This window comes from Pseudomonas sp. JBR1, from assembly GCF_028198185.1.
Taxonomy (GTDB): Bacteria; Pseudomonadota; Gammaproteobacteria; order Pseudomonadales; family Pseudomonadaceae; genus Chryseomonas; species Chryseomonas oryzihabitans_E.
This window is the reverse complement of sequence record NZ_CP116340.1, coordinates 3,090,192-3,113,844: the sequence shown is the minus strand read 5'-3', so window position 1 is coordinate 3,113,844 and position 23,653 is coordinate 3,090,192. Positions and strand designations below refer to the sequence as shown.

Below are 23,653 nucleotides of genomic sequence, written 5' to 3'. Positions count from 1 at the left end.
TCACAGGCTGCAGGACACGCAGCCCTGCACCTCGGTGCCTTCCAGGGCGGCCTGGCGCAGGCGGATGTAATAGAGCGTCTTGATGCCCTTCTTCCAGGCATGGATCTGCGCCCGGTTGATGTCGCGGGTGGTGGCGGTGTCGCGGAAGAACAGCGTCAGCGACAGCCCCTGGTCGACATGGCGGGTGGCCTCGGCATAGGTGTCGATGATCTTTTCCGGGCCGATCTCGTAGGCGTCCTGGTAATACTCCTGGTTGTCGTCGGCCAGGTAGGGCGCCGGGTAGTAGACGCGGCCCAGCTTGCCTTCCTTGCGGATCTCCACCTTGGCAACGATGGGGTGAATGCTCGAAGTGGAGTGGTTGATATAGGAGATCGACCCAGTGGGCGGGATGGCCTGGAGGTTGCGGTTGAACAGTCCGTGTTGCATCACCGAGGCCTTGAGTTCCTGCCAATCAGCGCGGGTCGGCAGGCGGATGCCGGCCATCTCGAACAGCTCTGCCACCCGCGGGGTACGCGGGGTGAAGTCGCCCTCGGTGTACTGATCGAAGTACTCGCCACTGGCGTACTTGGAGTCGGCGAAACCCTGGAAGCTCTGGCCGCGTTCGATGGCCAGGCGATTGGAGGCGCGCACCGCGTGGTAGGTGACGGTGTAGAAGTACAGGTTGGTGAAATCCAGGCCTTCCGCCGAGCCGTAGTGGATGTGCTCGCGGGCCAGGTAGCCGTGCAGGTTCATCTGGCCCAGGCCGATGGCGTGGGAGGCGGCATTGCCGGCGGCCACCGAGGGCACACAACGGATGTCGCTCATCTCCGAGACCGCGGTGAGACCGCGGATGGCGGTTTCCACGGTGCGGCCCAGGTCCGGTGAATCCATGGTGCGGGCGATGTTCAGGGAGCCCAGGTTGCAGGAGATGTCCTGGCCGATGTGCTCGTAGCCCAGGTCTTCGTCGAAACGGCTGGGGGTGTTGACCTGGAGGATCTCCGAGCAGAGGTTGCTCATGTTGATGCGCCCGGCGATGGGGTTGGCGCGGTTCACCGTGTCTTCGAACATCAGGTACGGGTAGCCGGACTCGAACTGGATCTCCGCCAGGGTCTGGAAGAATTCCCGGGCGTTGATCTTGCGCTTGCGGATGCGCGCATCGGCGACCATCTCCGCGTATTTCTCGCTGACGCTGATGTCGGCGAAGGGCACGCCATAGACCCGCTCCACGTCGTAGGGCGAGAAGAGGTACATGTCGGCATTGCGCTTGGCCAGCTCGAAGGTGATGTCGGGAATCACCACGCCGAGGGACAGGGTCTTGATGCGGATCTTCTCGTCGGCGTTCTCGCGCTTGGTATCGAGGAACCTGAGGATGTCCGGGTGGTGGGCGTTGAGATAGACCGCCCCGGCGCCCTGGCGCGACCCCAGCTGGTTGGCGTAGGAGAAGGCGTCTTCCAAAAGCTTCATGATCGGAATGATGCCCGAGGACTGGTTCTCGATGCGCTTGATCGGTGCCCCGACTTCGCGCACGTTGCTCAGCAGGAAGGCCACGCCGCCGCCACGCTTGGAGAGCTGCAGCGCCGAATTCACCGCGCGGCCGATGGACTCCATGTTGTCTTCGATGCGCAGGAGGAAGCAGGACACCAGCTCCCCGCGCTGGCGCTTGCCGGCGTTGAGAAAGGTCGGGGTGGCCGGCTGGAAGCGCCCGCTGATCATCTCGTCCACCAGGGACTCGGCCAACTGTTCGTCACCACGCGCCAGACTCAGGGCGACCATGCACACCCGATCCTCGTAGCGTTCCAGGTAGCGCTGGCCGTCGAAGGTCTTGAGGGTGTAGCTGGTGTAGTACTTGAAGGCGCCGAGAAAGCTCTGGAAACGGAATTTGTAGGCATAGGCGCGCTCGAACAGCGCCTTCACGAAGGCCGGGGCATACTGCTCCAGCACCGCCGCCTCGTAGTAGCCCTTGTCCACCAGATAGCCAAGTTTCTCGTCCAGGTTATGGAAGAACACCGTGTTCTGGTTGACGTGCTGCAGGAAGTATTGCCGCGCCGCCTGGCGGTCCTTGTCGAGCTGCAGCTCGCCATTGGGGCCATAGAGATTGAGCATGGCATTGAGTGCGTGATAGTCCGCGTCGCTGCCGGTCGGGGTCAGGCCTGACGTTGCCAAAAGTCGTTCACTCCCGTGCGCACCCGGTCGACGTCCTCCGTCGTGCCGAGCAATTCGAATTGGTAGAGCAGGGGCACCGCGCATTTCTGGGCGACGATGCGTCCACCCAGGCAGTAGCCCTCGCCGAAGTTGGTGTTGCCGGCGGCAATGACGCCGCGGATCAGGGCGCGATTGTGCGGATCGTTGAGAAAATGGATCACCGCCTTGGGCACCGCGCCCTTGCTGCCCCCGCCGCCATAGGTCGGCAAGACCAGGATGTAGGGCTCACGGGCCTTGAGCGGTTCGGCGGCGGGATCCTGAGGGATACGCCGCGCCGGCAGACCGAGTTTCTCGACGAATCTGTGGGTGTTCTCCGAGGTGCTGGAGAAATACAGCAGCTCACCCATGGCCCTGGCCTCAGGCCACCAGCTGACCGAGCTTGTCCGGGCGGAAACCGGCCCAGTGGTCATCACCGGCCACCACCACCGGCACCTGGCGATAGCCCAGGGACTCCACGGTCTGGCGCGCCTGGGCATCCTGCTCGATATCCACCACCTCATAGGTGATCCCCTGACGGTCCAGGGCGCGATAGGTGGCGTTGCACTGTACGCAGGCGGGCTTGCTGTAGATGGTAATGGTCATGGCTGACTCCTGTCCTTAGTAGGGCGAACTCAAGGGAAAAAGCCTGGCGCCAGCCGGCGTTCGCCGTGGCGATTCGGGTCTTTTCCTTCGAGTGCGGCTTGGGCCTCAAGTTCGGTCCAGATACTACATATGGTGTTTTCTAATTTCTACAGCACAACAAGTAGGGTTTTTGATCCAGGTCATGGCTCCGCTCTATCAGCCTTCGATGACCGTTTCTGCTAGGGCATCGCAGGCAGGCCGGTAGGCCGGCTTCCCTGGGAGCTACCTCTGCCCATTCACGGCAGACAGCATTCCGACCCGGATACCGCAGGACGTCCAAGCCAGACGGCGGAATTTTTCTGCGTCTGCCAAGGAGGGCGCTTTTTTGTAGTGAGAAAGGCAGGTGGGCTACCCTGGCGACTCCCATTCGTCGTCGAACCGCCGCATAATCGGCCTTTCGCTTGCGCCCGAGTCCGTTCACGCATGAGTTCCGCTCGCTATCGCCTCGCTCTCAACGGCTACGGTCGTATCGGTCGTTGCGTGTTGCGTGCCCTGCACGAGCGGGGCACGACGACGGAGCTGAGCATCGTTGCCCTCAACGACCTGGCCGACCGGCCCAGCCTCGAATACCTGACCCGCTTCGATTCCACCCATGGCCGCTTTCCCGGCCGGGTAGCGCTGGACGGCGAGCGACTACGCATCGGCGACCAGGCCCTGGAGATCCGCCGCGAGGCCGAGCCCGAGCGGGTCGACTGGGCGGCGCTGGACGTCGATCTGGTGCTGGAATGCTCCGGTGCCTTCAGCACCCGCGTCGAGGCCGGGCGCTTTCTGGCCGCTGGCGCCCCGCGGGTGCTGTTCTCCCAGCCCATGGTCAGCGAGACCGACGTGGACGCCACCGTGGTCTACGGGGTCAACCAGCAGACCCTGCGCGGTGACGAGGCCCTGGTCTCGAATGCCTCCTGCACCACCAACTGCAGCGTCCCGGTGCTGAAACTTTTGCACGAGACCCTGGGTCTGGAGTACGTCTCCATCACCACGATTCACTCGGCCATGAACGACCAGCCTGTGATCGACGCCTACCATGCCGAAGATCTGCGGCGGACGCGTTCGGCGTTCCAGTCGATCATTCCGGTGGCGACCGGCCTGGCGCGAGGCATCGAGCGCCTGCTGCCGGAGCTCGGCGGGCGCATCCAGGCCCGCGCCGTGCGCGTGCCCACGGTCAACGTCTCCTGCCTGGACATCACCTGCATCGTCGGCCAAGACACCACCGCTCCAGCGCTCAACACCCTGTTGCGTGACGCCGCGCAGAGCGGCCCCCTGGCCGGGCTGATCGACTACACCGAGTTGCCCCACGCCTCCTGCGATTTCAACCACGATCCCCATTCCGCCATCGTCGATGGCAGCCAGACCCGCGTCTCCGGTCCCCGGCTGGTCAACCTGCTGGTCTGGTTCGACAACGAATGGGGCTTCGCCAACCGCATGCTCGACGTCGCCGGCCATTGGCTGCGCATCGCCAAGCCCACCTGAAACAAGCACAACTAAGGGATTGCCTGTATGTCCGTGTTGAAAATGAGCGACCTCGATCTGAAGGGTAAGCGCGTCCTGATTCGCGAAGACCTCAACGTTCCGGTGAAGGAAGGCCAGATCAAGAGCGATGCCCGTCTGGTCGCCGCCCTGCCCACCCTCAAGCTGGCCCTGGAAAAGGGTGCTGCGGTGATCGTCTGCTCGCACCTGGGCCGTCCCACCGAGGGCGAATTCAGCGAGGAAAACAGCCTGGCACCGGTCGCCGCCTATCTGGGCAAGGCCCTGGGCCGTGAGGTGCCGCTGGTGAAAGATTACCTGGGCGGCGTCCAGGTCGAGCCGGGCCAGCTGGTGCTGCTGGAAAACGTGCGCTTCAACGTGGGCGAGAAGAAGAACGCCGACGAGCTGGCGAAGCAATACGCCGCCCTGTGCGACGTCTTCGTCATGGATGCCTTCGGCACCGCCCACCGCGCCGAGGGCTCGACCCATGGCGTGGCCAAGTTCGCCAAGGTCGCCGCGGCCGGTCCGCTGCTGGCCGGCGAGCTGGATGCCCTGGGTAAGGCGCTGGGCAACCCCGCCCGCCCGATGGCCGCCATCGTCGCTGGCTCCAAGGTCTCCACCAAGCTGGACGTGCTCAACTCCCTGGCGCAGATCTGCGACCAGCTGATCGTCGGCGGCGGCATCGCCAACACCTTCCTGGCCGCGGCCGGCTACAAGGTCGGCAAGTCGCTGTATGAAGCCGATCTGGTGGACACCGCCAAGGCCATCGCCGCCAAGGTCAGCGTGCCGCTGCCGGTGGACGTGGTGGTCGCCAAGGAATTCGCCGAGACCGCCGAAGCCGTCACCAAGTCCATCAACGACGTGGCCGACGACGACATGATCCTCGACATCGGCCCGGTCAGCGCCCAGCAGTTCGCCGACCTGCTGAAGTCGGCCAAGACCATCCTCTGGAACGGTCCGGTAGGCGTCTTCGAATTCGATCAATTCGGCGAAGGCACCCGCGCCCTGGCCCAGGCCATCGCCGACAGCGACGCCTTCTCCATTGCCGGCGGTGGCGACACCCTGGCCGCCATCGACAAGTACGGCATCGGTGAGAAGGTCTCCTATATCTCCACCGGTGGCGGCGCCTTCCTCGAATTCGTCGAGGGCAAGGTCCTGCCGGCCGTGGAAGTCCTCCAGCAACGCGCCCAGGAGTAATCGCCATGCGTACGCCGCTGCTTGTGTGTTCCGCTGTATTCGTGCTGGCCGGTTGTGCCGGCGGCAATGCCGACAAGGCCTGCGCGGTGTTCTCGCCGCCGCCGGTGTCCGCCGCTACCCCGACGGCACAGAACAACGAGCGCGTGGACACGCTCACCGGCAACGCCAACGCCGGTCGTCCCTCCAGCGGCTGCGCCCAGTGAAGGGGCGTACGTTCGCCCTCGGTCTGCTCAGTCTCGCCCTTTTGGCCGGCTGTGCCGGCCGTGGTGCGCAGCAGACCGGCGGCTGGACGCACTGGGTCTGCGATTCCAAGGCGGCCTTCGACTGGCGCTATGTGGATCGCAGCCAGTCCATCGTCGACCTCAAGCTGGAAGGCGATGGCCTGGTCCGTCATCTCAACCGCGAACCGGCCACCGATGGCCAGTCCTATACCGATGGGCTGGTGGCTTTCCATATTCGTGGCGACCAGGGACTTGTCTACTGGATCGCCAACAACGACCTCATCGGCCGTGGCTGCCGGACGCCTTGAAGCGGCGAATGTCAGCTGAACCGATTAATCCACAGCGGCCAGGGGTCGGCCGCTTGAACCCTGCCAGCCGCTCATGCAGGCTGGCGCCACCACCGCCTTTGTAGGGAGATAATCACCAATGGCACTCGTCAGCATGCGTCAGCTGCTGGATCACGCCGCCGAATTCGGCTATGGCGTCCCGGCCTTCAACGTCAACAACCTCGAGCAGATGCGCGCCATCATGGAAGCCGCCGACAAGACCGATTCGCCGGTCATCGTCCAGGCCTCCGCCGGTGCCCGCAAGTACGCCGGCGCTCCCTTCCTGCGTCACCTGATCCTGGCCGCGGTGGAAGAATTCCCGCACATCCCGGTGGTCATGCACCAGGACCACGGCACCACCCCCGACATCTGCCAGCGCTCCATCCAGCTGGGCTTCTCCTCGGTGATGATGGACGGCTCGCTGATGGCCGACGGCAAGACGCCGTCCGACTACGACTACAACGTGCGCGTCACCCAGCAGACCGTGGCCTTCGCCCATGCCTGTGGCGTGTCCGTGGAAGGTGAGCTGGGTTGCCTGGGCAGCCTGGAAACCGGCATGGCCGGTGAAGAAGACGGCGTGGGCGCCGAAGGTACCCTGGATCACAGCCAGCTGCTGACCGATCCGGAAGAGGCCGCCCAGTTCGTCAAGGCCACCAAGGTCGATGCCCTGGCCATCGCCATCGGCACCAGCCACGGCGCCTACAAGTTCACCAAGCCGCCGACCGGGGACACCCTGTCGATCCAGCGCATCAAGGAAATCCATGCGCGCATCCCGGACACCCACCTGGTCATGCACGGCTCCAGCTCGGTGCCCCAGGAGTGGCTGAAAATCATCAACGAGTACGGTGGCGACATCAAGGAAACCTACGGCGTGCCGGTCGAAGAGATCGTCGAAGGCATCAAGTACGGCGTCCGCAAGGTCAACATCGATACCGACCTGCGTCTGGCCTCCACCGGTGCCATCCGCGAGTTCATGGCCAAGAACCGTAGCGAGTTCGATCCGCGCAAATACCTGGCCAAGACCGTGACCGCCATGCGCGAAGTCTGCATCGCCCGTTACGAAGCCTTCGGCACCGCCGGCCAGGCCTCCAAGATCAAGCCGATCTCCCTGGATGCCATGTTCGAGCGCTATGCCCGCGGCGAACTGGATCCCAAGGTCAACTGATCCGGGATGTAGAAAAGGCCCCTTACGGGGCCTTTTTTTATGCCTGCTGAACGCTCGGCCGGGGCGAAGCTGCCATTCACCTGGCGCAGGCTGCCGTGTGCGCGCTGCAAGGCGGCGCGCACGGCCTTGGATGCTTGACTGGTTACTGCGCCGCTGCGGTCAGGACCTCTTCCATCCAGGCCACCATGGCTGCGCCGTCCATGCCCAGGCAGACGGTCATCGGCGGATTGCCGGACCAGCGCCCATCCTGGTAGACCCGACCTTCGGGCGCGAAAAAGGTCTGGCCTTCCGCCAGGCCCTCGGTACCGACGCTGAGGTGGCCGCGGGCGGTATGGAACAGCTCGGGTCGCCGCAGATAGGCGAGGGCGCAGCTGTCGTGGGGATGGCAGCCGTCGATGTCCTTCACGCTGCGGTAGAAGTCCGCATAGAAGTCATAGCTCCGGGCGAGTACCTCACCCAGAGCGCCCTGGCACGCGGCGATGCGTTGCAGGCGTGGCAGGTCGAGCACGGCGCGGTGGGTGGCATCCAGGCCGACCAGGGTCAGCGGCCAGGAAGCGGCGAACACCCGCGCCGCGGCATGGGGATCGGAAAAGATGTTGGCTTCCGCCACGGGCGTGACGTTGCCTGGCTCGACGATGGCGCCGCCCATCACCACGACCTCACGGACGCGATCGGCGACCGTGGGATCCAGCGCCAGGGCGAGGGCCAGGTTACCCAGCGGCCCGACCGCCACCAGGGTGATCTCACCCGGTCGCAGGCGGGTCTGCTCGATGATGAAACGCGCGGCGTCCAGGGCATGGGGCGTCTGGCTTGGCTCGGGGAGCTGCTGGTTGCCCAGGCCATCCTGGCCATGCACATGCAGGGCATGGTTGCCGGCCAGCTTGATCAGGGGTTCGGCGACACCCGCGGCGACGGGCGTGTCCCGTCCCGCCAGCTCGGTGAGCAGCAGGGCGTTGCGGGTCGCCGTGGCGACCGGCACGTTGCCAAAGGTCGTGGTCAGGCCGATCACCTCGAATTCGGGATCGGCAAACAGCAGGGCGATGGCCTGGGCGTCGTCCACGCCAGGATCGGTATCGAAGATGATGGGAAGGGACAAGAGGCTTTCTCCGGCTCAGATCTCTTCCCAGGCTAACCGAGTGACGCCGCCCCTTGCTAGCCGGGCAGGTCCAGCTCGCCCAGGGCGTCGGGCTGATTGCGGAACGCCCGGGCGAAGATCTCTCGATTGCGGGCCATGAACAGGCCCAGGTCTTCGCACTGCTTCTCGGCAAGACCGGGGACGGCCTTGTCCAGCACGCTGGCGAGCGACTCGGCCAGCTCCAACATTTTATCGTGACGATCGGCTTCGGCTTTATCCATGAACAGGCGCTCCGGATCTCGGCTGCTGCGATACAACACTTCGACGGCCATGCGTCACCTCGTATTCTGTATCTGGTTATATATACAGTAGTTGGCTTGCCGCAGGATTGCAAGGACTACCGCTCGGCGGTCAGGACCTGGTCAGTCATGGCAATTTGCCAATCGTTCGACATTTCTGCATGTCTCTGGAATTGCATCGGGAAACTTAAGCGCGGAAGCTGGTCTCTGAGTCTGGACCAAACGGGCAGCTCTGCCCGCCTTTATCCGGATCACCTCCGGCTCACGGAACGAGACCGCTCAATGCACGCCTTCCCTATCCGTCTGCGTATTACTGCGCTTGGCCTGTCCCGGCCAATCGAGGTGCGGGCGTGAGTTCGACGCTTATCATCCTGGCCATCACCGTCGCCAGCTTCCTGCTGGGATTCCTGCGCGACCTGCTGATCGCCCGGCAATTCGGTGTGAGCTGGGAAGCCGACCTCATCTTTGTCGCGCTCATTCTGCCGGTGTTCTTCGAGAGCTTCTTCGGCCTCGCCTTGCGCGATGCCATGATTCCCTATCTGCAGCGCATCCGCGACAGGTGCAATGCCCAGTACGAGCAGGTCGGCCGCTGGCTGTACTGGCGCATCGGCCTGTTCGGCCTCCTGCTGTCGGTGGTCGGCGTCCTCGCCAGTCCCTGGCTGATGCATGCCCTGGCGCCGGGCTGGAGCGATGAGCAGGTCGAGACGGGCAAGCTGGTCTTCGCCGTCGGTACCCTGCTGATCTGCGTCCAGGCCATCCTCTATTGCCAAGGCGCGCTGCTCAACCTGGATCGCATCTTCATCCTGCCGATGACCCGGACGCTGATGCTCAATCTGGGCGCCATCCTGGCCATCGTCATCCTGCAGCCGAGTGGTATCGCCCTGTTCACCGGCATGCTGCTGCCTCAGGTATTGCTGATCGTCATCCAGCATCGTCGCCTCGGCTATCTCAGCCAGCGTTCGGTGGCGATGGAAAAGCCCGAGGGCAGCCCCTTCGCGCTGACTTTCGCCCCCGTGCTGCTCGCCGCCGGCGCCCAGCAGGGCTGCATGCTGGCGGAGCGCTTCTTCGCCTCGCTGCTGGCGGAGGGCAACATCACCATGCTGTCCTTCTCCTACCGCATCGTGACCATTCCGCTCACGCTCTATGCGCTGTCCATCCTGGCCATGATTTTTCCCGAGCTGACCCGCAGCTGGAACGAGAGCAATGCCGACAAGTACGCCGCGCTGATGCGCAAGGCGCTGCTCGGCACCCTGCTGTTCCTGGTGCCGGCCTCGGTGGTGCTGTTCAGCTACTCGGAGCCGGTGGTCAAGGTCCTGCTGGAGCGCGGTGCCTTTGGCGCCGAGCAGAGTGCGGCGACCGCGACCCTGGTAGTGGCCTATGCCCTGGGTCTGCCCTGGATGGGGCTGGCCCTGCTGTGGGGCCGGGCCCTGCTGTCGCAGCAGCGCGCCAAGACCTTCCTCTATGCCACCCTGGCCAGTTCCTTCATCACCGTGGCCCTGGATGCCTGTCTTTATCAGCCGTTCGGCGCCCAGGGTCTGGCCTATTCCTTTACCACCGGGGCCTTCCTGCAGGCGCTGTTCATGGCCGTGGCGCTCTATCGTCATTCCCTTGCCGGTCTGCATCTGTCGCTGCTGCTGCGCTGGTTCAGCGCCGGCAGCGCGGTGGCCCTGCTGAGTTTCCTGTTGCCCAAGCCGGTCGGTCTGCTGGAGCTGATCGTCAGCATCAGCGTGGCGATGCTGGGCTTCCTGGTGCTGTTGCTGGTCCTGGGCGAACGTGACCTGTTCCGCCGTGGCTATTGGGCGCGCGGTAACGCAGTTACGGAGCGCGCAGAACCGACGAGTTGAACGGCCGTCGCTGGACGGCAAGGAAAAAGGTGGCGATCTGCAGCCATTGGTCGCTATCTGTTACGAAGTCATGAATTTTTGATTTGGCTTCGAGTCGCACGGAAAGATTGATCCCAGTCAAAGAATTTCTGATGGAAGCCGTTCTTCCATTTGTAAGAGATCGGACACGTAGTTGGGGTCGGCACTTTGCATGGTGGCTTTGCTCGCTACCGACATTCTCTTTGAAAGGAATCGATCCTATGTCCTCCCAATCCCCTGTCACCCGTATCGGCATCGTCGGTACCGGCATGATCTCGCGCTGCCTGGCTCGCCTCATCAGCCGCCACTATGACGACATGACCGTGACCCGCGTCCTGACCCGCCGGCCCATCGCCACGGTCACCGACTACCCCCTGACCGAAGCGCTCACCCAGTCGGTCGCGGATCTCATCGATCATTGCGATCTGCTGGTGGAGTGCAGTGGCGACCCCTACCACGGTACCGAGATCATCGAACGTGCCTTCGAGGCAGGGATCAAGGTAGTTACCATCAATGCCGAGCTGCAGGTGACGACGGGTTCCTATCTGGCGGGCAAGGGATTCCTGACCGAGGCCGAGGGCGACCAGCCGGGTTCGCTGGCGGCGCTGCATGAAGAAGCCGTGCAGATGGGCTTCAAGCCGCTGGTCTACGGCAACATGAAGGGCTATCTGAACCACAACCCGACCCCGGAAGACATGGCCTACTGGTCCGCGCGCCAGGGCACCAGCGTCGACCAGACCACCTCCTTCACCGATGGCACCAAGGTGCAGATCGAGCAGGTGGTGGTGGGCAACAACTATGGCGCCACCATCACCCGTCAGGGTCTCGAAGGCCTGAACTCGACCAACCTGCAGGACAGCGCGAACATCCTGGCGCAGATGGCCGAGCAGCTGGGCACGCCCATCGTCGACTACGTGATCCCGAGTGGCTACTCGGCGGGTGGCGTCTTCGTGGTTGGTCGGCATGACGAAGACCAGGCCGGCGCCATCGAGTACTTCAAGCTGGGCAAGGGCCCGTACTATGTCCTGGTACGCCCCTTCCACCTCTGCTCCCTGGAAGTCGGCAAGACCCTGCGTCGCGTCATCGCCGGCGGCAAGATTCTGCTGAACAACTCCACCACGCCGACCCTGAGCGTGGCTGCGATCATGAAGAAGCCCATGGCGGCTGGCGACATCATCGAGCGCGGTATCGGCGGCTACAGCGTGCGCGGCGAAGCCGTGAAGATCGCCGAGTGCCCGGATCACCTGCCGATCGGACTGCTCAAGCACAGCGTGCTCAAGCGGGCGATGGAGCCCGGCCAGATCGTCACCTTCGACGATGTGGAACTGACGCCCAGCCGCGCCCTGGATATCGTGCTGCAACAGCATCGCGAGGCGATCCACCGCCAGCTGCTGGAAACCCAGCTCAGCGAGCCGGCCTGGAACGCGGTTGCCGAAATGGCGCCGGTAGCGGCGCTGCCCAAGGTGGCCGGTTCGGTCTTGTCCTGATTCCGGTAACGCAGGAAGAAAGGGGGCCCTAGGGCCCCTTTTTCATTGCTGGCCGGTGGCGGCTGCGCGTAGCCGGGCAACGGTCCCGGGGAGTTCGTCCATGTGGGCGATCAGCGCGGTCACGCCCAGCGCGCTCAGGGTGTCGCCGTGGCTCGGCGGAATATGGCTGGCGCCGGTGAAACCGATGACGCGCATGCCCGCGGCCAGGGCTGCCCGGACGCCCGTGGCGCTGTCTTCGATCACCAGGCAGCGCTCCGGCGCGACGCCCATGGTCTTGGCCGCGAGCAGGTAGACATCGGGCGCCGGCTTGGGCTGCGGCACCATGTCGGCACTGAAGATGTGGCCCGCCACCCGCGCCACCAGATCGGCGCGCCTGACCGAGGATTCGACGCTGTGCCTGAGGCTGTTGGAAGCGACCGCCAGTGGCAAATCGATGCTTTCCAGGGCGCGCTTCACGCCGGGAATGGGCTCGACACTGGTGGAAATCAGGGCTTCGGCCTCGGCGCGCAGGTCGCTGAACAGCGCTGGCGGCAGGGTGATGCCGAAGCGCTGTTCGACCAAGTTGAAGATGTCCCGGGTAGTCAGGCCGAAGGTGCCGTGCAGCAGGGCTTGCAGTTCGGCGCGTGGTGCATGGACGGCCAGGCCGTCGAGAACGACGCGTTCGGCGAGGATTTCGCTGTCGACCAGTACGCCATCGCAATCGCTGATCAGCAGTTCCACAGGGGTAACGTTCATCGGTATTCCTTGCTGGGGGATTTCAGGGCCTGGACGCCTTTCTGCCTTACGTGCCGGTTTCGACGAGCAGGCTGAAGCGAGGCCTTTCGAACGGGTAGGCGAGAAGTGTTCGATGGGTCGAAAATCGGCGCTGTAGCACCCTTTTTACAAAACAAATTCGACCTCCGGAGGGTAATCGCTTTCCAGAAAAATATGGCGTAGAGTTCGAGAACTGTGTTTGCTTGGGTCGCCGTCGATCGTGACCTGAGGCGGTAGGCTCTTCGTCCACCCCTTGCTGCTCGATTCTTGTTACTCCTTGCAACTCAGTACCGGGCGTCTGGTCTATGCAACGCACTGCCGCGCCAGCATGTGTCAATAACAAACCCGTTATTCCAAGGAGCAACACCCGTCATGTCGAATCGTCAGAACGGCACCGTCAAGTGGTTCAACGAAACCAAAGGCTATGGCTTCATTACTCCCGAAAGCGGTCCGGACGTGTTCGTGCACTTCCGCGCCATCGAAGGCACTGGTTTCAAGACCCTGGCTGAAGGCCAGAAGGTCAGCTTCGAAGTCGTGCAAGGCCAGAAGGGCATGCAGGCAGAGCGCGTACAGGTCATCTGACACCTGACGTCGCCCGAAGCTCACGAAAAACCCCGGCCTGGCCGGGGTTTTTCGTTTCTGGCGTACCTATCGGCGCGACCGGTCTCTCACTCCACGTTTTGCGCGCTCTTTTCCGGCTCCGTGGCCAATGGCTTGATCCGTCGACCGGTCTCGCGTGAGGCCTGCAGGAAGATCGCCGCCGCCAGCATCGACAGGGCGCCAACGCTGAGGAAGGTCGCCCGGAAGGCCGAGAGCACCTCGGTATCGCCATAGTCGTCCTGGAAACCGCCCAGCAGGGCGGCGGCGCAGGCGACGCCAAAGCTCATGGCCAGCTGCATCACCACCGACAGCAGGCTGTTGCCGCTGGCCGCCTGCTGGTCGTGCAGGTCGATGAGGGTGATGGTGTTCATGGCGGTGAACTGCATGGAGTTCACCGCGCCGAGGATACCCAGGTGGATGAGCAGCCAGACGAAGGGCGTGGAAGGGCCGATCAGGGCGAGGCTGGCGATGAGGCAGCCCAGCAGCAGGGTATTGCCCACCAGCAGGCGACGATAGCCGAGACGGCCGATCAGCGGGCCGGCGATGGGCTTGGCGAGCATCGCGGACAGGGCCAGGGGCATCATCAGCAGACCGGCCTGGGTTGGCGAATAACCAAGGCCCACCTGGAACAGCAATGGGATGAGAAAGGGCAGGGCACCGCTGCCGAGGCGGGCGAAGAGGTTGCCGAAGATGCCCACCGCGAAGCTGCGGATGCGGAACAGCTCAGGCGAGAACAGCGGTTGATCGTGGTGCAGGGCGCGCAGCCAGTAGGCGACCATGCAGGCCATGCCACCCATCAGCAGCAGCACCACCCGCACATGGGGCAGGTGCAGTTCACCGAGGCCTTCCAGGGCGATGCTGATCAGGATCATGGAGGTGCCGAAGAGCAGAAAGCCCAGGCCATCGAAGCGCTGGGGCAGGGGGCTGCGCAGGTCCGGCAGCAGGCGGCGGGTGGCCAGGCAGCCAAGGATCCCGACCGGCAGGTTGATCAGGAAGATCCAGTGCCAGGACACGGCTTCCACCAGCCAGCCACCCAGCGCCGGGCCCGCCAGGGGGCCGACCAGGCCGGGAATGGTGATGAAGCTGAGGATGCGCACCAGTTCGCTGCGGGGATAGACACGCAGGATCACCAGCCGCCCCACGGGCAGCATCAGCGAGCCTCCCAGTCCCTGGATCACCCGGGCGGCGATCAGCAGGTTGAGGCTAGGTGCCAGGGCGCAGAGCAGCGAGCCGCAGGTGAAGAGGGCGATGGCGGTGAAGAAGACGCGGCGACTGCCGAAGCGATCGGAGATCCAGCCCGAGGCGGGGATCAACAGGGCGACGGTGAGCAGGTAGGCGATCACCACCCCCTGCATGCGCAGGGGATTCTCGCCGAGGTCGGCGGCCATGCGCGGCAGGGCGGTGTTGACGATGGTCGCGTCCAGCGACTGCATGAAGAAGGCGACGGCGATCAGCCAGGGAAGCCAGCGGGTCGTGGTGGTGTCCAGCGTCGGGGTGGGCATGAGAGATCCTTGTCGAGACAGCCGACTACCCGCACTCTGACTGTCTGCAGGCCGCAGGGTGCCCCGCTCGTTCAACGCGAGCGGGAATCTTGTAGCGCCTCGATCCGCTGGTCCTTTTCTGCCCAGAGCTCGCTGACCCACTGCTGGAAGTCTGCGCGAAATTCCGCGTCTTCGCTGTAGTCGCCCGCCCAGCGCGCCGGATCCAGCGGTCGCGCGCGGATATCGATGATAACGCGTTTGACGCGGCCGCAGAGCAGGTCCCAGAAGCCGGGCACACGTCCGTCCGGATAGACCAGGGTGACGTCCAGCAGCGTGTCCAGCTGCTCGCCCATGGCCGCGAGGACGAAAGCCATGCCACCGGCCTTGGGTTTGAGCAGGTGCCGATAGGGCGAATCCTGTTCGGCATGTTTGGCGGCGGTGAAGCGGGTCCCTTCCAGGTAATTGACGATGGTCACCGGCTGGCGGCGAAATTTCTCGCAGGCACGGCGGGTGATGGCCAGGTCCGCGCCCTTGAGTTGCGGCCGCCGCGCTAGCTGTGCCCGGGTGTATCTCTTCATGAAGGGATAGTCGAGCGCCCACCAGGCCAGGCCCAGGAAGGGCACCCAGATGAGTTCCTTCTTCAGGAAGAACTTGAAGTAGGGCACCTTGCCATTGAAGGTCTCGATGAGCGCGGGGATGTCGACCCAAGACTGATGGTTGCAGATGACCAGGTAAGAGCGGTCACGCCTGAGCACTTCGGCGCCGCGGATATCCCAGACGGTCGGGGTCAGTCGGGCGAAGATGACTTTGTTTATTTCCGCCCAGGCTTCGGCGATGGCGGTGACCAATCGGGAGCAGACGTCGCGTAGCGCGACGTTGGGCAGCAGCTTGATCAGGGCAAACACCATCAGCGGACCTATCATGACCAGGGTGTTCAGCAGAAGTAGCAGGGAGACGGCAATACCGGTCAGGAGGTGCATGGATTCTCTCGTCTAGAACTTGGGGCGATAGTCTTTAGCGTGCCATGGCAGTTTGCGATCATCTGCTTCCAAATGGCTGCTGCCGATAAGCTGCGAAGTGAACGCCATGCTCAAAAAGGTTACCAGTGCCGAAGTCTGCCTCGGCATGTACATCCACAGGTTCGAAGGCAGCTGGATCGACCATCCGTTCTGGAAGGCGCGCTTTCTGCTCCAGGAACAGCGCGACCTGCAGAAGATCCAGGACAGCGCCGTGACCGCCGTGTGGATCGATATCGCCAAGGGGCTGGATTGCCAGCCCAAGCCACCGATGCCCGTGGAGCCCGAAGCGATCCCCGCGTCGGCTGCCGCGCCGCCCGTCAGCACGGCCGACGCTACCGCCCCGGCCTCCGCGCCGGGTGCGGCCCTCAACTGCCCTCGGGAGTTGGCGCAGGCTTCCGCCGTGAGCGCCCATGCCAAGCAGGAGGTGGCGCGGCTGTTCCAGGACGTGCGCTTGGGGCAGGCCATCGAGCTGAGCGAAGTGGCGACCGTGGTCGAGCAGATCTCGGCATCGGTGCTGCGGCATCCCACGGCGCTGATCAGCCTGACGCGACTGCGCACGGCCGACGAGTATACCTACATCCATTCCGTGTCGGTCTGCGCCCTGATGACGGCCGTGGCGCGGCAGATGGAGCTGCCGGCGGAGCAGGTATGGCTGGCCGGGCAGGCCGGTCTGCTGCACGACGTGGGCAAGATGCGCACGCCCCTTGAGGTGCTCAACAAGCCGGGCAAGCTGACCGATGCGGAGTTCGCGGTGATGAGGCGGCATCCCGAAGAGGGCGTCGCCCTGCTGCGGCAGTGGGGCGCGGCGGCGGAAGTCATCGACGTTTGTCTGCACCATCACGAGAAATTCGATGGCAGCGGCTATCCCCGTGGTCTGGCCGGTACGCAGATCAGCCTGTTGTCGCGTATCGCGGCGGTCTGCGACGTCTACGACGCGGTGTCCTCGACGCGACCCTACAAGACGGCCTGGAGTCCGGCCGAAGCGATCCGGCGCATGGCGGAGTGGAAGGGGCATTTCGATCCCCAGGTGTTCCAGGCCTTCGTCAAGACCCTGGGCATCTATCCGATCGGCTCCCTGGTGCGGCTGAGCAACGAGCAACTGGCGGTGGTGGTCGAGCAGCATCCGGACAGCCTGTTGACGCCCCGGGTCCGGGTGTTCTTTTCCGCCCGCTCGCGCACCCCCCTGCCGCAGCGCCTGCTGGACCTCGCCCGGCCCCCCGCCGACGAACGCATCGTGCGGCGGGAGGACCCGGAGGAGTGGGGCTTTCGCAATCTGGAGCGTCTCTGGCAGCAGGCCTAGCGCTGGTTCAGGGGCGCGTGGTCTGCAGCGACGGCCGCTCGCTGGTGCGGGCGTACCAGGCTGAGATCCGCGGGCAGTCGCTGCGCCAGGCAAAGGTGGGGATGCGGAAGTCCAGATAGCCGAGCAGGCAGGCCATGCCGAGGCTGGCCACGTCGAATTCGTCGTCCAGCTCGCTGATGGCCTCGCGCTCGAAGTAGTCCAGCGCCCGGGCGATCTTTTCCTGCTGGTTGTCCAGCCAGAGCTTCCATTGCATGCCCGGTGGGCGCATGAAGCTTTCGTAGCGGATCTGTACCGCGGCTTCCATCATGGCGTCGCACAGCGAGGCCAGGGTCAGGCGGCGCCAGCGCTCCGGGCCCTGACGCGGGATCAGCGGGGTGCGCTCGTGCAGGGTATCCAGGTAGTCGAGGATGACGCGACTGTCGTGCAGGCAGGTGCCATCGGCCAGGCGCAGGGCGGGAATCTTGCCGGCCGGATTGGTATCGAGCACGTCGCGATTGGGATTGAGTGGCGTCTGCTGGACGATTTCCACCTCGACCTGCTCGATCAGGTCCGTCTCGTGGAGCATCACCACGACTTTGCGACCGAAGGGCGAGGCGGGAGTGTGGTACAGGATCATGGACATGGGCCGGGCTCTCCAGGGTGCAGGACTGCATTCGCTTTTGACGAATCCCTTCACTGTAAGCCCTAGGCCGGCCCGGATAAAAGATGGCCTTGGTCGTAGGCGGCTGGTTCAGACCAGCCCAGGCAGCTCGATATGCACGCCCAGGCCGCGCCCTTGCAGGCCTTCGCCCAGATGCAGAGTGCCACCATGAATTTCGACGATGCGCTTGACGATGGGTAGCCCCAGGCCGCTGCCGACGTTCTGACCGGCGCTCTCGCTGCGATAGAAGCGGGTGAAGATCATCGCCCGCTCTTCCGGGGTGACGCCGGGTCCGCTGTCGCAGACATCGATCCGAACCCGCCCGGGCACGTCCTCGACGACCCGCACCAGCACCTGGCCACCGCTCGGGGTGTAGCGGATGGCATTGCCGACCAGATTGGTGAGCAGCACCCCCAGCCAGGTGGGGATGCCGGACAGCCGGACCTCCTGATCCTCCAGGACCAGGTCGATGTTCTTGTCGATGGCCAGCGGTGCGAGTTCCGAGAGGGTATCCGCCGCCAGGCGTCCGAGGTGGACGGGAATGAACTGTTCCTGCAAGGCGCCACTGTCCAGGCGGGCCAGGAGCAGGATCTGCTCCATCAGCTGGCTGATGCGCTCGGCGCTGCGGCGCACCTGCACCAGGCCCCGGGCGTGGGCCTGGGGATCACTGGAACGCAGGGCCACCTGGGTGTGGGTCAGCAGGCTGGCCAAGGGCGTGCGAATTTCGTGGGCGGCGTCGCTGGTCAGCCGACGCTCGGCTTCCAGGGCACCGTCCAGGCGTTGCAGCAGGGCGTTGATCTCCTCGACCAGGACCGCGGCTTCCAACGGTACGCGATTCAGCGGCAGCGGCTCCAGCCGCTGGGCGGAGCGCTGCTTGATCTGCGCGGCCAGTTGGCGCAGCGGATCGAGCCCACGGGTGACGCCAAACCAGATGAGCGCGGCCAGCACCGGTAGGGCCAGAGCCAGGGGGAACAGCGAGCCGAGCAGCAGCAGGTTGGTGGCCCCGCGGCGATCGGCCAGGTTTTCGTAGATCCAGATGCGCCCGTCACCGCTGCTCAGGCGCAGCACGCGCCAGTGTTGCCCTTCGGCCAGCAGGCTGCTGAAGCCGGCCGGTTGATTGACCAGGCCGGCTGGCGGGGCCAGGGTGCCGAGGCGCTGGTCGCCGGCCTGCAGCAGATAGCCGAGGGCATTGCGCCGCTTGAACAGTGGCAGATCGGCGATGGCCGTGCGGCTGCGCTCCAGGGCGCGGGCCTCGGGCGGCAGGGTATGGTCATTGCCTTCGCCAAGGGTGGCCAGGTGCAGCGCCGCCGCGCCGAAGTCGAGCATGTCCTCGTCTGCCAGGCGATTCACCTGGCGCAGGACCAACTGATAGGTCACCAGGGCGGCGATCAGCCAGCAGGCGAAGATCCCGCACAGTAGCAGCGTCAGCAGGCGCCGCCGCAGCGAGATCGCCGGGCCGTCGTTCACGGCGCCGGCCGCTCGGGCTGGTCGATGCCATAGCCGATGCCGCGCACGGTGCGGATCAGGCTGGTGCCGAGCTTGCGCCTGAGGTGATGGATATGGACCTCGATGGCGTTGCTCTCGACATCGCCATCCCAGCCGTAGAGGGCCTGCTCCAGGCGATTGCGCGAGAGCACCTTGCCCATGTTTTCCAGCAACAGGCGCAGCAGGGCGTATTCCCGTGGTGCCAGCTCGACGGGCTGGCCGGCCAGGGTCACCCGGTGGGTGGCCGGATCGACGCGCAGCTCGTTGTGCTCCAGTTGCGGCAGCGCCCGACCGGCGCTGCGCCGGGTAAGGGCGCGCACGCGGGCAAGCAGTTCGTCGAGATCGAAGGGTTTGGTCAGGTAGTCGTCGGCGCCGGTGTCCAGGCCGGTGACCCGGTCGGTGACCTTGTCCCGAGCGGTGAGGATCAGCACCGGGGTGGCGTCGCCGCGCTTGCGCAGGCCGGCCAGGACCTCCAGTCCCGAGCGGCGGGGCAGGCCGATGTCGAGCACCACCAGGTCGAAGGGATCGGTCTCCAGCGCGGCCTGGGCGGCCTGGCCATCGGTCACCCAGTCGACGGTGTCGCCTTCCAGAGCCAGGCCGGCGCGGATGCCGTCGCCCAGCAGCATGTCGTCTTCGGCCAGCAGTATTCTCATCGGATTTTCCCAGGCGGTGGAGCGGTTGTACCGCTCCGGGCCTGCCACGGCAAGAGCGGTGACCATCCCCCAGGATGGTCAGGCTCAAGACTAGTCCAAGGCGCTTAAGGACGGATTAACAAAGGGGTAGCGCCTTAGCGTGGCGGTGCGCTGACCCGCCAGATCGTGTTGCCGACGTCGTCGGCCACCAGCAGACCGCCGCGACCGTCGTTGACCACCCCGACCGGGCGCCCCTGGGCCTCTTCCTTGGCGTTGAGGAAGCCGGTCAGCAGGTCCCGTGGTGGGCCGCTGGGCTTCCCGTCCTGGAAGGGTACGAAGATGACCTTGTAGCCGCTCTTGGGATCACGATTCCAGGAGCCATGCTGGCCGATGAACAGGCCCTGATGGAAAGCCTCGGGGAGCCGAGTGTCAGCGCGGGCGAAGGCCAGTCCCAGGGAGGCGGTGTGGCTGCCCAGGGCGTAGTCGGGGGTAAGGGCCTTGGCCACCAGGTCCGGTCGTGGCGGTTGCACTCGGCTGTCCAGGTGCTGACCCCAGTAGCTGTAGGGCCAGCCATAGAAGCCGCCGTCCTGCACCGAGGTAGCGTAGTCGGGCACCAGATCGCTACCGATTTCGTCGCGCTCGTTGACCACCGTCCAGAGTTTGCCAGTGGTGGGCTCCCAGTCCAGGCCGTTGGGATTGCGCAGGCCGGTGGCGAACAGACGCTTCTGGCCCGAGGCGCGGTCCAGCTCCCAGATGGCGGCGCGCCCCTGCTCGATATCCAGGCCGTTCTCGCCGACGTTGCTGTTGGAGCCGACGGTGAGGTAGAGCTTCTGGCCATCGCGGCTGGCGATGACGTTCTTGGTCCAGTGGTGATTGATGCCGGCCGGCAGGTCGGTGACCTTGGTGCCCTGGCCTTCCAGGCGGGTGGCGCCGGGGCGATAGGTGAAGCGCACCAGGGCATCGGCGTTGGCGACATAGAAGTCCTCGCCCACCAGCGCCATGCCGAAGGGCGAATGGAGGTGCTCGGCGAAGAGGGTGCGGGTCTCAGCGACACCATCGCCGTCGGCATCACGCAGCAGGGTGATGCGGTCGGCACTGGGCACCCCGGCGCCGGCTTTCTTCATGAACAGACCGGCGATCCAGCCTTTGATGCCGGGAAAGTCATCGCGCTTGGGGGCATTGCTTTCCGCCACCAGCACATCGCCATTGGGCAGTACATAGAGCCAGCGCGGATGGTCCAGGTCGCGGGCGAAGGCCTGGACCTGGGTGCCCGGCGCGGCGATGGGCTTGCCGCCCTCGGGCCAGCCGACCGCTGGCGCCACGTTGACTGTCGGCAGCAGGGTCTTGTGTGGCGCCGGCAGGGTCGGCGTCGGGCCATAGCCGGCCTCGCGTTGCAACTGGGCGGTCTCGCCGCAGCCGAGCAGGGTGGCGGTCACCAGGGCCAGGGTCAGGGTACGAGCGGGGTAGGGCGCGCTAAGGGGCATGGCAGGGCTCTCGCGGGGGCTCGCAGGGGTAGAGCCTAGGGTCAGGAGAATGTTCCGGGCCAGGGGTAGTGGAGGCCTGCTGAGCCTCTGAAGTGATTAGGGTGGGCGATTTGAAAAATGACTGTAGCCACATTGCTGGTCTTTTTGAGGGCTATCCAGGCCCTCCTGTCTTTTTATGGATACAGAAAGTCCTGTTGATTCAAGGCGTTAGCTCCCTCGCGGCAAATACGGCTGAAAAGCGCCGGCAATCTGACACAAATACATCGGCAACCAATTGTTTTTGAAAGGAAATATTCACTCAAGCTGCGGGTGCCGACGCCGATAGCTACCTCCAACAATGACGACGAAGTCGCACCACGCGGCGCCGCAGGAGGACGCGGCCGCCTGAGCTCGCTCATGCCAGAACTCGCTAGGTTGCGGGGGCGGGGCGTATTTCTTTTCACAGGTGCAGTCATGCAATCCCTTACCCGGCGCTTGCGCCAGTTTTCCCTACGTCTGGCCGGCACCCTGGCCCTGAGCAGCGCCCTCTTCGGTTCGGCCCAGGCGGTCGAACTGGTCGGTCTGAACTTTTCCGGTGCCGGCTTCGCCAGCCAGGTGCTGCCCGGCATCAACAACCGCAACTACATCTTTCCCAGCGAGCAGCACTTCAAGGACTGGAGCGCCAAGGGCATCAAGCTGGTGCGCTTTCCGATCATCTGGGAGCGTATCCAACCCAAGCTGAACTCAATGCTGGATCCGGACTATGGCGCGCTGGTCACCCAGACGCTCAATTACGCGCAGAAGTACGGCGTCAAGGTGATCCTCGACCTGCACAACTATGCGCGGTATCGCGGCGAAGTCATCGGCGCCGGCAAGGTCACCTACTTCAACTACTGGGACGTGACCTATCGCCTGGCCTTTCGCTTCGGCAAGCATCCGGCGCTCTACGGCTACGACATCATGAACGAGCCCCACGACGCCGTGGCCTTCTGGCCGACCGCCGCCCAGCATGGCATCAACGGCATCCGCACCATGGACAGCGTCCATCCCATCATCGTCGAGGGCAATGGCTGGTCCAGCGCCTCGCGCTGGCCACAGTGGAACGATCCGCTGCTGGCGCTCAAGGACCCGGCGGACAAGCTGATCTTTTCCGCCCACGTCTATTTCGACAACGACGGCGGTGGCCAGTATGCGAGCAAGGACATGAGCGGCTTCGATCCCATGGTCGGGGTGAATCGCGTCAAGCCCTTCGTCGACTGGCTGAAGAAGAACGGCAAGCAGGGCTACATCGGCGAATTCGGCGTACCCGATGACGATCCGCGTTGGCTGGTGGCCATGGACAACATGCTGGCCTATCTCAAGCAGCACTGCATCCCGGCCAGCTACTGGGCCGCCGGCCCGGGTTGGGGCAACTACAACCTGGCGGTGGAGCCCATCAATGGCGTGGATCGCCCCCAGTGGGCGACGCTTAAGAAGTACGTCGACAACAGCAGCTGCACACGAATCGGGCCCAATTAACCCCAGCCAGCGATGGCGGTCCTCGGGGTCGGCAGGCTACCCTTGAGTTTTAACCGTGCCAGTCCCGAGGACCCCTCATGAGCCAGATTCCCGCCGACCTGCGTTATGCCGCCAGCCACGAATGGGCGCGCCTGGAAGCCGATGGTAGCGTTACCGTCGGCATTTCCGATCATGCCCAGGAGGCCTTGGGCGATGTGGTGTTCATCGAACTGCCGGAAGTCGGCAAGACCCTGGGCGCTGGCGAGCAGGCCGGGGTGGTGGAGTCGGTCAAGGCAGCGTCGGACATCTACGCTCCGGTGAGCGGTGAGGTCATCGCCATCAACGATGCCCTGGCCGACGCTCCCGAGCAGGTCAACGGCGAACCCTATGGTGCCTGGTTCTTCAAGCTCAAGCCGCAGGATCCGGCCGAGCTGGGCAAGCTGCTCGATGCCGAAGGCTATCACCAGGCCAGCGAGAGCTGAGGCGACAGCCTCACGCCCAGGCAACAGGCAAAAAAGAACCCCGCACGGCATGACCGGCGGGGTTCTTTTTTGCCTGGCCCTTACTGGGTCAGGATGCGCATGGCGAGATCGTTGTCGCTGGCCTGCAGGCCCGGCTCGGCGGCGCGCATGTCGCGCAGCGCGGCTTCCAGGTAGGGGCCACGGATCTGGCCGTTGCTGGCCAGGTAGGAGCTGGCGTCGTCCTGGGTGGCGGCAACGATCTTGTGATCGTCACGGCTGGTGGTATAGAACGAGCCGGAGGTCGCCCCCAGGGTCGCGGCATGCCGCCAGAACCGCGCATCCGCATTGGCGGCGGTGGTCGCGGCCAGCAGCGGCAGACCGATCAGGGAAACCAGAGCAAGCTTCTTCAGGCGCATGGATGAGATCT

At 64.6% G+C, this 23,653-nt stretch carries 24 protein-coding genes; 11 read left to right on the top strand and 13 right to left on the bottom strand.

What is annotated here, in order from left to right:
- The 3 genes from nrdE to nrdH are packed head-to-tail and all read right to left on the bottom strand — an operon-like array spanning position 1 to position 2,763.
- Positions 1 to 2,142 (bottom strand): class 1b ribonucleoside-diphosphate reductase subunit alpha, encoded by a 2,142-nt coding sequence (nrdE, locus tag PJ259_RS14445; RefSeq protein WP_271653283.1) that lies wholly within the window; start codon positions 2,140 to 2,142, stop codon positions 1 to 3.
- Positions 2,124 to 2,528 carry a class Ib ribonucleoside-diphosphate reductase assembly flavoprotein NrdI gene (gene nrdI / locus PJ259_RS14440; RefSeq protein WP_271653282.1) on the bottom strand — a complete coding sequence of 135 codons (405 nt, stop codon included), beginning with the start codon at positions 2,526 to 2,528 and terminating at the stop codon, positions 2,124 to 2,126. The genes nrdE and nrdI overlap by 19 nt, the downstream gene beginning before the upstream one ends.
- A gap of 10 nt (positions 2,529 to 2,538) precedes the next feature.
- A complete protein-coding gene (nrdH, locus tag PJ259_RS14435) occupies positions 2,539 to 2,763 on the bottom strand; it encodes a glutaredoxin-like protein NrdH (RefSeq protein ID WP_017639470.1) in 225 nt (74 codons plus the stop codon).
- A gap of 462 nt (positions 2,764 to 3,225) precedes the next feature.
- On the opposite strand from nrdH, the gene epd reads away from it, so the two are divergent.
- The 5 genes from epd to fba all read left to right on the top strand — a co-directional run bounded on the left by epd (position 3,226) and on the right by fba (position 7,172).
- Positions 3,226 to 4,269 carry an erythrose-4-phosphate dehydrogenase gene (gene epd / locus PJ259_RS14430; protein WP_271653281.1) on the top strand — a complete coding sequence of 348 codons (1,044 nt, stop codon included), beginning with the start codon at positions 3,226 to 3,228 and terminating at the stop codon, positions 4,267 to 4,269.
- 27 nt (positions 4,270 to 4,296) lie between these two features.
- Positions 4,297 to 5,460 carry a phosphoglycerate kinase gene (locus PJ259_RS14425; protein WP_271653280.1) on the top strand — a complete coding sequence of 388 codons (1,164 nt, stop codon included), beginning with the start codon at positions 4,297 to 4,299 and terminating at the stop codon, positions 5,458 to 5,460.
- Between the two features lie 5 nt (positions 5,461 to 5,465).
- Positions 5,466 to 5,663, top strand: a complete 198-nt coding sequence (locus PJ259_RS14420) for a hypothetical protein (RefSeq protein ID WP_271653279.1) — start codon at positions 5,466 to 5,468, stop codon at positions 5,661 to 5,663.
- Positions 5,660 to 5,989, top strand: coding sequence for an MliC family protein (locus tag PJ259_RS14415; protein ID WP_271653278.1), 330 nt, complete (start codon positions 5,660 to 5,662; stop codon positions 5,987 to 5,989). Before PJ259_RS14420 ends, PJ259_RS14415 begins: the two co-directional genes overlap by 4 nt.
- A gap of 118 nt (positions 5,990 to 6,107) precedes the next feature.
- The gene (gene fba / locus PJ259_RS14410; protein WP_059316498.1) at positions 6,108 to 7,172 is read left to right on the top strand and encodes a class II fructose-bisphosphate aldolase; all 1,065 of its coding nucleotides are present in this window, start codon (positions 6,108 to 6,110) and stop codon (positions 7,170 to 7,172) included.
- 142 nt (positions 7,173 to 7,314) lie between these two features.
- On the opposite strand, the gene PJ259_RS14405 is transcribed toward fba, so the two are convergent.
- On the bottom strand, positions 7,315 to 8,268 hold the full coding sequence (locus PJ259_RS14405) for a nucleoside hydrolase (protein ID WP_271653277.1): 954 nt from the start codon (positions 8,266 to 8,268) through the stop codon (positions 7,315 to 7,317).
- Between the two features lie 56 nt (positions 8,269 to 8,324).
- Complete coding sequence (locus PJ259_RS14400) at positions 8,325 to 8,579, bottom strand: YebG family protein (RefSeq protein ID WP_271653276.1); 255 nt, start codon at positions 8,577 to 8,579, stop codon at positions 8,325 to 8,327.
- A 317-nt stretch (positions 8,580 to 8,896) separates the two neighbouring features.
- Between PJ259_RS14400 and PJ259_RS14395 the strand changes: the two genes are divergently transcribed.
- Positions 8,897 to 10,390, top strand: coding sequence for a lipid II flippase MurJ (locus PJ259_RS14395; RefSeq protein ID WP_271653275.1), 1,494 nt, complete (start codon positions 8,897 to 8,899; stop codon positions 10,388 to 10,390).
- 287 nt (positions 10,391 to 10,677) lie between these two features.
- Positions 10,678 to 11,895 (top strand): NAD(P)-dependent oxidoreductase, encoded by a 1,218-nt coding sequence (locus PJ259_RS14390; RefSeq protein ID WP_271655871.1) that lies wholly within the window; start codon positions 10,678 to 10,680, stop codon positions 11,893 to 11,895.
- 42 nt (positions 11,896 to 11,937) lie between these two features.
- Here the strand turns inward: PJ259_RS14390 and PJ259_RS14385 are convergent, their stop codons facing one another.
- Positions 11,938 to 12,630, bottom strand: a complete 693-nt coding sequence (locus PJ259_RS14385) for an HAD family hydrolase (protein ID WP_271653274.1) — start codon at positions 12,628 to 12,630, stop codon at positions 11,938 to 11,940.
- Positions 12,631 to 13,020: 390 nt separating this feature from the next.
- Here PJ259_RS14385 and PJ259_RS14380 point away from each other — a divergent pair, with 390 nt between their 5' ends.
- Positions 13,021 to 13,230 carry a cold-shock protein gene (locus PJ259_RS14380; protein WP_017639480.1) on the top strand — a complete coding sequence of 70 codons (210 nt, stop codon included), beginning with the start codon at positions 13,021 to 13,023 and terminating at the stop codon, positions 13,228 to 13,230.
- An 86-nt stretch (positions 13,231 to 13,316) separates the two neighbouring features.
- Here PJ259_RS14380 and mdtD read toward each other — a convergent pair whose 3' ends face one another.
- Both mdtD and PJ259_RS14370 read right to left on the bottom strand, forming a co-directional pair.
- Positions 13,317 to 14,750 (bottom strand): multidrug transporter subunit MdtD, encoded by a 1,434-nt coding sequence (gene mdtD, locus PJ259_RS14375; RefSeq protein WP_271653273.1) that lies wholly within the window; start codon positions 14,748 to 14,750, stop codon positions 13,317 to 13,319.
- Positions 14,751 to 14,821: 71 nt separating this feature from the next.
- Positions 14,822 to 15,709: an acyltransferase gene (locus tag PJ259_RS14370; RefSeq protein WP_059316491.1), complete on the bottom strand. Its 888-nt coding sequence runs from the start codon at positions 15,707 to 15,709 to the stop codon at positions 14,822 to 14,824.
- Positions 15,710 to 15,815: 106 nt separating this feature from the next.
- Between PJ259_RS14370 and PJ259_RS14365 the strand changes: the two genes are divergently transcribed.
- Positions 15,816 to 17,048, top strand: a complete 1,233-nt coding sequence (locus PJ259_RS14365; protein ID WP_271653272.1) for an HD-GYP domain-containing protein — start codon at positions 15,816 to 15,818, stop codon at positions 17,046 to 17,048.
- A 7-nt stretch (positions 17,049 to 17,055) separates the two neighbouring features.
- Here PJ259_RS14365 and PJ259_RS14360 read toward each other — a convergent pair whose 3' ends face one another.
- The 4 genes from PJ259_RS14360 to PJ259_RS14345 form a co-directional block, all read right to left on the bottom strand.
- Complete coding sequence (locus tag PJ259_RS14360) at positions 17,056 to 17,670, bottom strand: glutathione S-transferase family protein (protein WP_271653271.1); 615 nt, start codon at positions 17,668 to 17,670, stop codon at positions 17,056 to 17,058.
- A 108-nt stretch (positions 17,671 to 17,778) separates the two neighbouring features.
- Complete coding sequence (locus PJ259_RS14355; RefSeq protein ID WP_271653270.1) at positions 17,779 to 19,155, bottom strand: sensor histidine kinase; 1,377 nt, start codon at positions 19,153 to 19,155, stop codon at positions 17,779 to 17,781.
- The gene (locus PJ259_RS14350) at positions 19,152 to 19,826 is read right to left on the bottom strand and encodes a response regulator (RefSeq protein ID WP_271653269.1); all 675 of its coding nucleotides are present in this window, start codon (positions 19,824 to 19,826) and stop codon (positions 19,152 to 19,154) included. The genes PJ259_RS14355 and PJ259_RS14350 overlap by 4 nt, the downstream gene beginning before the upstream one ends.
- Positions 19,827 to 19,960: 134 nt before the next feature.
- Entirely contained in the window at positions 19,961 to 21,289 is a 1,329-nt protein-coding gene (locus PJ259_RS14345; protein ID WP_271653268.1) for a PQQ-dependent sugar dehydrogenase, read from the bottom strand.
- Positions 21,290 to 21,742: 453 nt separating this feature from the next.
- On the opposite strand from PJ259_RS14345, the gene PJ259_RS14340 reads away from it, so the two are divergent.
- Together PJ259_RS14340 and gcvH are read left to right on the top strand one after the other, a co-directional pair.
- Positions 21,743 to 22,786: a glycoside hydrolase family 5 protein gene (locus tag PJ259_RS14340; RefSeq protein WP_271653267.1), complete on the top strand. Its 1,044-nt coding sequence runs from the start codon at positions 21,743 to 21,745 to the stop codon at positions 22,784 to 22,786.
- Positions 22,787 to 22,863: 77 nt separating this feature from the next.
- Positions 22,864 to 23,247 (top strand): glycine cleavage system protein GcvH, encoded by a 384-nt coding sequence (gene gcvH, locus PJ259_RS14335; RefSeq protein ID WP_271653266.1) that lies wholly within the window; start codon positions 22,864 to 22,866, stop codon positions 23,245 to 23,247.
- Between the two features lie 80 nt (positions 23,248 to 23,327).
- Here gcvH and PJ259_RS14330 read toward each other — a convergent pair whose 3' ends face one another.
- Positions 23,328 to 23,642, bottom strand: a complete 315-nt coding sequence (locus tag PJ259_RS14330; RefSeq protein WP_017639490.1) for a DUF2388 domain-containing protein — start codon at positions 23,640 to 23,642, stop codon at positions 23,328 to 23,330.
- Between the last annotated feature and the right edge of the window lie 11 nt (positions 23,643 to 23,653).

Coding starts and splice junctions, on each gene's coding strand:
- nrdI (WP_271653282.1), bottom strand. CDS start 2,528: ATGGGTGAGCTGCTGTATTTCTCCAGCACCTCGGAGAACACCCACAGA.
- nrdH (WP_017639470.1), bottom strand. CDS start 2,763: ATGACCATTACCATCTACAGCAAGCCCGCCTGCGTACAGTGCAACGCC.
- epd (WP_271653281.1), top strand. CDS start 3,226: ATGAGTTCCGCTCGCTATCGCCTCGCTCTCAACGGCTACGGTCGTATC.
- PJ259_RS14425 (WP_271653280.1), top strand. CDS start 4,297: ATGTCCGTGTTGAAAATGAGCGACCTCGATCTGAAGGGTAAGCGCGTC.
- PJ259_RS14420 (WP_271653279.1), top strand. CDS start 5,466: ATGCGTACGCCGCTGCTTGTGTGTTCCGCTGTATTCGTGCTGGCCGGT.
- fba (WP_059316498.1), top strand. CDS start 6,108: ATGGCACTCGTCAGCATGCGTCAGCTGCTGGATCACGCCGCCGAATTC.
- PJ259_RS14400 (WP_271653276.1), bottom strand. CDS start 8,579: ATGGCCGTCGAAGTGTTGTATCGCAGCAGCCGAGATCCGGAGCGCCTG.
- PJ259_RS14390 (WP_271655871.1), top strand. CDS start 10,678: ATGATCTCGCGCTGCCTGGCTCGCCTCATCAGCCGCCACTATGACGAC.
- PJ259_RS14385 (WP_271653274.1), bottom strand. CDS start 12,630: ATGAACGTTACCCCTGTGGAACTGCTGATCAGCGATTGCGATGGCGTA.
- PJ259_RS14380 (WP_017639480.1), top strand. CDS start 13,021: ATGTCGAATCGTCAGAACGGCACCGTCAAGTGGTTCAACGAAACCAAA.
- mdtD (WP_271653273.1), bottom strand. CDS start 14,750: ATGCCCACCCCGACGCTGGACACCACCACGACCCGCTGGCTTCCCTGG.
- PJ259_RS14370 (WP_059316491.1), bottom strand. CDS start 15,709: ATGCACCTCCTGACCGGTATTGCCGTCTCCCTGCTACTTCTGCTGAAC.
- PJ259_RS14365 (WP_271653272.1), top strand. CDS start 15,816: ATGCTCAAAAAGGTTACCAGTGCCGAAGTCTGCCTCGGCATGTACATC.
- PJ259_RS14360 (WP_271653271.1), bottom strand. CDS start 17,670: ATGTCCATGATCCTGTACCACACTCCCGCCTCGCCCTTCGGTCGCAAA.
- PJ259_RS14350 (WP_271653269.1), bottom strand. CDS start 19,826: ATGAGAATACTGCTGGCCGAAGACGACATGCTGCTGGGCGACGGCATC.
- PJ259_RS14345 (WP_271653268.1), bottom strand. CDS start 21,289: ATGCCCCTTAGCGCGCCCTACCCCGCTCGTACCCTGACCCTGGCCCTG.
- PJ259_RS14340 (WP_271653267.1), top strand. CDS start 21,743: ATGCAATCCCTTACCCGGCGCTTGCGCCAGTTTTCCCTACGTCTGGCC.
- gcvH (WP_271653266.1), top strand. CDS start 22,864: ATGAGCCAGATTCCCGCCGACCTGCGTTATGCCGCCAGCCACGAATGG.
- PJ259_RS14330 (WP_017639490.1), bottom strand. CDS start 23,642: ATGCGCCTGAAGAAGCTTGCTCTGGTTTCCCTGATCGGTCTGCCGCTG.